The organism is Streptomyces sp. NPDC001351, from assembly GCF_042896045.1.
Taxonomy (GTDB): domain Bacteria; phylum Actinomycetota; class Actinomycetes; order Streptomycetales; family Streptomycetaceae; genus Streptomyces.
Window position 1 is genome coordinate 1 of the sequence record NZ_JBIAWS010000036.1, and the last position, 7356, is coordinate 7356.

The window sequence follows — 7356 nt, forward strand, 5'->3', positions numbered from 1 at the left end:
GGATACACCGACCAGGTCGCCTTCATGCTGGACCAGTGCCACAACATCGAAGCCAAGATCCCCGCCATCATCCGCTCCGTCATGAACGTCCAGGAAGCCACCGCCAAGGCGCTACTGGTCGACCGGGACGCTCTGACCGCGGCACAGCACTCGGGCGACGTGCTCGAAGCCAACGCGGTGCTGATGGACGCCTACAACACCGACGTGCGGCCGCTGCTCGCCGAAGTCCGCCAGGAGATGGGCCTCGACCCCGACCCCATCAGCGCCTACCGCCGCTCCGGATGGGCCGAAAAAATCATTGAAGAACGCATCGGCGGGCAGCAAGCCGGATGGGGAGCCTGAACGCTGCCACTCACCTGCCAGATCCGGTTGCTTGCAGGCCGCGGGCCGGATGTGGCTGGTCGCACCCGCGCGGCGGAGCCGCACATTGATGCACATTGATACAGCCCCGCGCCCCTCACGGGGCCACTCGCGCCGCCCGCACAGCAGAGCCGCACATCACGTATGTCGCGCCGAGCGTGTCGCAGAGGGCCGTGCCGATCGGTGTGCGAACGGCCCCGTGGACGTGGGCCCGTGCGGTCAGGTTTCTCCCATCCCGAACGAGTCGTGGACCGGCCGCACCTCTACCGCCACGACGTGGAAGTCCAGGACGCGTGCGGCGATCTCCTGTGCTCGTTCCGGGGTGGCGCAGTCGATCACGTAGTACGCGGTCACGTGGTCGGTGGTGTCCGTGAGCGGGCCGTCCGTCGTGGTCGGGGCCGCGCCCTCGCCTTGCCACCGGATGGTCCTCGTGTCCCGGGGGAAGGCCAGCCCGGCTCCGTTCAGCATCTCGCCGGTGCCTTCCAGGTCCTGGTGGAGGGCCTCGTGCCGGCGGAAGACCTCCGCGCGTTCGGCGGCAGTCATCGCTTCGGTCGCCGCGGGATCGGCGTACATCAGGACCAGGTACTTCATGCGGCCGCCTCGACAGCGGGGACCACGGAGGCGGCCACCCGGACCAGTGCGGCCGTGGCCGTCGAGCAGGACTGCTGGGGCCAGGCGATCGACAGGGTGGCCGGTGGGGCGTCCGGGACCTCACGGTAGGCGAGGCCCGGGCGCGGGTACCGGTTGGTGACGGATTCGGGCAGCAGGGTGACGATCTCGCCCAGTTCGACGAGGGTGAGCAGTTGGGGCAGGTCGGCGATGTGGTGGCGCTCGACGATCGCGTCCAGGTAGTCGGCCAGACCGTCGAGGCGGCCCGCCTCGACGCCCGGGATGGCCAGGTCGGCGAGGGCGAGGTGGTCGCGGGCAGCCAGGGGGTGGGTGGCCGGGAGGGCGGCCAGGCGGCGTTCGACGGTGACCGTTTCGGCGTCCAGGCCGGTGTGGTCGAAGGGTTCGTAGATCAGGGCGGCGTCCGCCTCGCCCTGGCGCAGCAGACGGGCCTGGTCGCCCCAGCCGGACAGGCGGAGCGTGACGGGGAGGGCGGCGGGCTCGGTCGCGTAGCGGGCGAGGATGGGTTCCAGCAGGCCCCCGTCGCCGTCGGCCTTGAGGGCCAGGACCAGTTTCGCGTCCTGGGCGGCCGCGCGCTGTGCCCGTCGGCCGGCCGCCTGCAGGGCGTCGAGCGCGATCCGGGCCTCCCCGAGCAGGACCGTGCCTGCGGGGGTCAGCTCGACGCTGTGAGTGGTGCGCTCGAAGAGGGTGACGCCCAGGTCCGCCTCGAGTTTGCGGATGGCGCGGGACAGGGGCGGGGCGGAGATGCCCAGCCGTTCGGCGGCGCGGGCGAAGTTGAGCTCTTCGGCCACGGCGACGAAGTAGCGCAGTGATCGGGATTCCACGACCCGGCACCTCCGTTCGGTATGACCCAGAGGGTAACAAGCGGGATCCGTTCGGTCCTTCCGTCTCGCAGGGGTGCACCGCACGATCGAAGCACGCGGTCCCCCGGTCGCTCCAGCTGGTCCAGCCGACGGCCGAGGGGTGCCAACTGCCTTTCCAGCGAGCCCTCTTGGAGATTTTCCATGCTTGTCATCACCACTCCCACCGGTCAGATCGGCCGCCAGGTCGTCGACGGTCTCCTCGACGGCGAGGAGCCGGTCCGTGTGATCGTCCGCGATCCCTCCCGGCTGCCTGCGCAGGTGCGCGGGCGCGTCGAGGTCGTCCAGGGGTCGCACCGTGACCTCGATGTCGTCACGGAGGCCTTCGCGGGCGCGGACGCGGTGTTCTGGGTGGTGCCGCCGGACCCGCGCGCGGAGGACGTCGAAGGCCACTACGTCGACTACACGCGGGCGGCCTGTGAGGCGATCGCCGCCCGGGGCGTCAAGCGGGTCGTCGCCGTGTCGACCATGGGCCGCGGAATCGAGGAGAACGCCGGGCACCTGTCGGCCTCGCTGGCCAAGGACCGGATGATCATGGACACCGGAGTGCACTACCGGGCGCTGCAGCCGCCGGCCTTCATGGAGAACCTGCTCTGGCAGGTGGCCGCGATCAGGGACCAGGGCGCGTTCTACTGGCCGCAGCCCGGCGACCGTGTCGTCGCGTCCGTCGCCACCCGGGACATCGCGGCCAAGGCCACGGAACTCCTGCGCGACCGGTCGTGGAGCGGTCAGGAGGGTGTACCCGTGGTCAGCCCCGACGCCCTCTCCCCCGACGGCATGGCTCAGGTCCTGTCCGAGGTGCTGGGGCGGCCCGTCCGGTACCAGCAGCTGCCCCTCGACACCTACCGGGCGACGATGCTGGAGCACGGCGCGAGCGAGGCATGGGCGCAGGGGCTGGTCGACATGGCCGTGGCCCAGATCAAGGACGCCTACGACGAGGACCACCGCGCCGCATCGCCCAGCCCGACCACGTTCCGCCAGTGGTGCGAGGAGGTGCTCAGGCCGGTCGTCCTGGCCTGAGCACCTCGCCGGCCCTACTCCTCCGGCCCGGCGAACGGGTTGCGGATCGCGGCCGGCGGCCAGGCGGGCGGGGTGTACGGCCGCCGGAAGGTACGGCGGCCCGCACCGACCTCGAACGGCTCACCTTCACCCGGGAGTTGGACCTCGGCCCGGGTGTTCGGCGGCACGAGCACCTCCACCACCAGCGTGCCGTCCTCGATCCGCCAGCCCGCCTCGGCGCGGCCGTACGGCGTGTCGTGGGCGGCCTTGGCATACGTCAGGTCGCCGCCGGGAACGGGCGCGACGCGCAGCCGGCGCCAGCCGGGTTCGGCGGCTTCGAGGCCTGCGACCGTGCGGTGCAGCCAGTCGGCGACGGCGCCGAGGGCGTAGTGGTTGAAGGAGGTCATCTCGCCGGGGTTGACGCTCCCGTCGGGCAGCATCGAGTCCCACCGCTCCCACACGGTCGTCGCCCCCATGCTCACGGGGTACAGCCAGGACGGGCAGCCCTTCTCCAGCAGCATCCGGTACGCCAGTTGCGCTTCCCCGCCCGCGCACAGGGCGTCGCAGATCAGCGGTGTGCCGGCGAATCCGGTGGCGATGCGGAAGCCCGCCTTGCGCACGATGTGGGCCAACCGCTCGGCGGCGCCCCGCCGTTGGCGTTCCGTGGGCAGCAGCGAGAAGCACAGGGCGAGCGCGTACGCGGTCTGCGCGTCGCTCGACATGCGCCCGCCCGGGGTGACGAACTCGTCCGCGAACGCCGCCCGCACCGACCGCGCGAGTTCCTCGTAGCGGACGGCGTCGTCCTTCTCCCCCAGCAGCCGCGCCGTCTCGGCGAGTACGTCGGCCGAGCGGGCGACGTATGCGCCCGCGACGAGATCGCCGTCCGTACGGGCGTCTCCCGGAGCGTCCGGCGGAGCGGCCGGATCGAGCCAGTCGCCGAGCTGGAAGTCCTGCCGCCACAGGCCGCCGCCCTCCTCGACGAGGCGGGCGGCGGTCTCCACCCAGGCGCGCATGCTCGGGTACTGGGTGCGCAGCACGGCCAGGTCGCCGAAGCGCCGGTACAGCGTCCACGGCAGCAGCACGGCGACATCCGCCCAGACCGCGTGCGGGGTGCCGCCGAAGCCGGAGGGCAGGACGTCGGGCACGACCAGCGGGGGCGTGCCGTCTGCGCGGGCGAGTTGTTCGGCGGCCAGGTCCCGCAGCCAGCCGCCGAGCATGCCCGAACAGTCGTAGAGGAAGGAGGCGGTCGGGGCGAAGACCTGGATGTCGCCGGTCCAGCCGAGGCGTTCGTCGCGCTGCGGGCAGTCGGTGGGGATGTCGAGGAAGTTACCGCGCATGCCCCACACGACGTTCTCGTGCAGGCGGTTGACCAGCTCGTTCGAGGACTCGAACCATCCCGTGCGGGTCATGTCGGTGTGCAGGACGACGGCTTCGACTGCGGACGGGTCCAACTCGCCGGGCCAGCCCTCGATTTCGGCGTAGCGGAACCCGTGGAAGGTGAAGCGCGGTTCGTACGTCTCCTCGCCGGTGCCGGCGAGGGTGTATGTGTCGGTTGCGGCGGCGAGACGCAGGGGCCGGATGCCGAGTTCGCCGTGCTCCAGAACTTCCGCGTGCCGCAGGGTGATGGTGTGTCCGGCCGGCCCCGAGACGCGAAGGCGCAGGCGTCCGACCAGGTTCTGCCCGAAGTCGAGGACGGTCTTCCCTGAGGGTGTGGTGAGGACGTCGACGGGGGCGAGGGTCTGGGTGCGGCGCACGGGCGGGCCGGTCGGGGCCACCAACTCGGCTTCGGGCAGCGGGAGTTCGGTGACGGGTGACCAGTCGGAGGTGTCGTGGCCCGGTGCGGACCAGCCGGGGCGGGCCGCCCGGGCGTCGTAGACCTCGCCGTCGTAGAGCTCGGAGCGCGGGATCGGGCCGGTCGTGGCGCGCCAGGTCTCGTCGGTGCCGAGGGTGGTGACGGTGCCGTCGGGGTGGGTGATCTCAAGTTGAGCGAGGAGCGCGCGGCGGTCGCCGTAGAGGTTGCGCCGGCCGCCGTGGAAGCCGAGCCGGCCCGTGTACCAGCCCTCGCCGAGGAACGCGCCGATCGCGTTGTCGCCCTCGCGCAGCAGGCCGGTGACGTCGAAGGTCTGGTAGCGCAGCCGGTGGTGGTAGGAGGTCCAGCCGGGGGCGAGAACGTGGTCGCCGACCCGGTTGCCGTTGATCTCGGCCTCGTAGACACCGTAGGCGGTGATGTGGAGGCGGGCCGAGGCGACCGCCTTGGCGAGGGTGAAGGTGCGGTGCAGCAGCGCCACCGGGAGCGAGGCGTCCGCGGGTTCGCGGTCGGGGGTGACGGGCCGGGCGGTCCAGTCGGTACGGGCGAGCAGTCCCGTCTCCGCCCAGGTGGGCGGAGACCAGGCGGACGGCTCGGCGCCCTCGCCCCACACCTGGACACGCACCCCGACGCGGCTGCGAGAGGCGAGCGGCTCCCCCGGCCACTCCACCAGCACCGAGTCGGCGCTGTCGACGCGCCCGGTGTCGGTGAGGACCGTGCCGTCGGTGCCGGTGATCTCGAGCCGGTACGCCTGCTGCGTCCAACCCGGCACGTCGGTCTCGGTACGCCAGCTGAGGCGGGGCCTGCTCTCGCCGATGCCGAGCGGCTCGCGGTGGTGTTCCAGAACAGGCGCGGTGACGCGCATCAGATCGCCTCCTTCGCACGGACGCTGGATGTGGTCCCGGGCGTCGCGGCCCGCCCCTGCGGAGCGATGGTGCGGACGACCCACACCCCGATCAGACCGGACACCGCCACACACGCCGTGGTGATCCACAGGACGGCCGAACCGCTGACCGCCATCAGGGTGGGGGTGGCGAGGCCGGCGAGTCCGCACAGGGCGCGGCTGAGGCCGTAGGTCAGTCCCTGGGTGGTCGCGCGCAGTTCCTCGGGGAACGCCTCCTGGGACCAGACCTTGTAATTGGCCTCGCCGGCGAACTGGTTGACCACGTTGTAGAGGAGCAGGAAGAACACCATCGCCGCGATCACGGCGCCGCCGGTCGCCGCGGCCACGGCGAAGGCAAGGACCTGGAGCACCGCACAGACGTAGAACAGCCGGTCGCGCCAGGGAGTGTCGGCCAGCCGTACGAAGGCGAGCGAGCCGGCCAGTCCGATCGGGAGCCCGGCCAGGCCCATTCCCGTGGCGAGGGTCTGGGAGGCGCCGCTGACGGTGGTCAGGAAGTACGTGCCGTACTGGCCCATGGTGTTGGCGGCGAGGTTCCAGGCCAGGTAGAAGCCGCCCGTCGCGAGCAGCGGGACCAGGACCGGCTTGGCACCGAGGCGGCGCAGGGCACGCGCGTCGATGCCCTCGCCACCGCCGCCGCGCTCGGCCTCCTCCAGCACGGGAGACAGCCGCATGCGGTTGCGCAGCACCCAGCTGACCAGGGCCACGACGGCGAGGTGGGCGAAGAGGAGCTGAGCGGAGAGGTAGCCGAGCGTGGAGGTGCCGAAGCCGATCACGATCGCGGCGGTGATGCCGGCGACCCACATGGTCTGCGTCGCTCCGATGAGCCGGCCGCGAACCGAGCGCGGGGAGTGCTCGGAGACCATGGCCAGCGAGGTCGGCAGGTCGGCGCCGGCCGCAAGACCGCCGATGATCATGCCGGCGAAGAGGAAGGCGCTGTTGGGGGCGACGACCAGCAGGGCGGCGCCGATGGCGTAGACCAGGATGTCGATCCCGTAGACCCGCTTGCGGCCGAAGCGGTCGGCGAGGCGGCCGCCGACGAGTGAGCCGATGGCGATGGAGAAGGTCAGCGCCGCGCTCAGCGCGCCGAGGCCCCAGGAGGACAGGTGGAAGCGGCTCTGCCACAGGCCCAGTGACAGGCCGGAGGAGACGATGATGCCCGAGTCCAGGTAGGAGGCCATGCCGGAGAGGACGGCCAGGCGCCACTGGGAGCGGGTGACCCGGGGTTCGGCGGGCCTGCGTGAGATGGCGTCGTTGCTCATCAAGGCGGCCTTTCTGATGGGGAGTTCGGGGACGGAGGGCGGTCCGCGCCATGGGGTGATGACACGTGTAATCAGCCCTGAAAGCGGCCGTGAAACGTTTCACGGCATCGTGAGCCCGCGACGGCGGCTCGTCAAGGGTTCCGGCAACGAAATCTACGCACTCTCGTGAACATCCCAGGGTGAGCGCGCGGAAGCCTTGACGACGTCCCACCAGTGAGACTACGTTCCACTGAAACGATTCAAACAGTGTGCAGAGGTGGTCATGCCAGACCAGTCCGCCGTGAAGGCAGCACTCGCGGCGCAGAAGATCGAGACGCCGTCGTGGGCGTACGGCAACTCCGGTACGCGCTTCAAGGTGTTCGCGCAGCAAGGCGTCCCCCGTACGCCGCAGGAGAAGCTGGCCGACGCGGCCCAGGTGCATGCGTTCACCGGCGTGGCGCCAACTGTCGCGCTGCACATCCCGTGGGACAAGGTGGACGACTACGGTGCTCTGGCGAAGTACGCCGAGGACCAGGGCGTGAAACTGGGGGCGATCAACTC

The 7356-nt window shown here is 71.2% G+C and carries 5 protein-coding genes and 2 pseudogenes; 3 read left to right on the plus strand and 4 right to left on the minus strand.

What is annotated here, in order from left to right; genetic code table 11:
• Positions 1 to 342 (plus strand): annotated as a pseudogene (locus ACFY1U_RS50845) (rhamnose isomerase); the annotation flags it as partial.
• 237 nt (positions 343 to 579) lie between these two features.
• On the opposite strand, the gene ACFY1U_RS50850 reads toward ACFY1U_RS50845, so the two are convergent.
• Positions 580 to 951, minus strand: coding sequence for a YciI family protein (locus ACFY1U_RS50850; protein WP_390700918.1), 372 nt, complete (start codon positions 949 to 951; stop codon positions 580 to 582).
• Positions 948 to 1811, minus strand: coding sequence for a LysR family transcriptional regulator (locus ACFY1U_RS50855; RefSeq protein WP_390700919.1), 864 nt, complete (start codon positions 1809 to 1811; stop codon positions 948 to 950). The genes ACFY1U_RS50850 and ACFY1U_RS50855 overlap by 4 nt, the downstream gene beginning before the upstream one ends.
• Before the next feature lie 180 nt (positions 1812 to 1991).
• Between ACFY1U_RS50855 and ACFY1U_RS50860 the strand changes: the two genes are divergently transcribed.
• Positions 1992 to 2867, plus strand: a complete 876-nt coding sequence (locus tag ACFY1U_RS50860; protein WP_390700920.1) for an NAD(P)H-binding protein — start codon at positions 1992 to 1994, stop codon at positions 2865 to 2867.
• 14 nt (positions 2868 to 2881) lie between these two features.
• Here the strand turns inward: ACFY1U_RS50860 and ACFY1U_RS50865 are convergent, their stop codons facing one another.
• Together ACFY1U_RS50865 and ACFY1U_RS50870 are read right to left on the minus strand one after the other, a co-directional pair.
• Positions 2882 to 5518 (minus strand): family 78 glycoside hydrolase catalytic domain, encoded by a 2637-nt coding sequence (locus ACFY1U_RS50865; protein WP_390700921.1) that lies wholly within the window; start codon positions 5516 to 5518, stop codon positions 2882 to 2884.
• Complete coding sequence (locus ACFY1U_RS50870; RefSeq protein ID WP_390700922.1) at positions 5518 to 6816, minus strand: MFS transporter; 1299 nt, start codon at positions 6814 to 6816, stop codon at positions 5518 to 5520. Before ACFY1U_RS50870 ends, ACFY1U_RS50865 begins: the two co-directional genes overlap by 1 nt.
• Positions 6817 to 7078: 262 nt before the next feature.
• Between ACFY1U_RS50870 and ACFY1U_RS50875 the strand changes: the two are divergent.
• A pseudogene (locus ACFY1U_RS50875) lies at positions 7079 to 7356 on the plus strand (rhamnose isomerase); the annotation flags it as partial.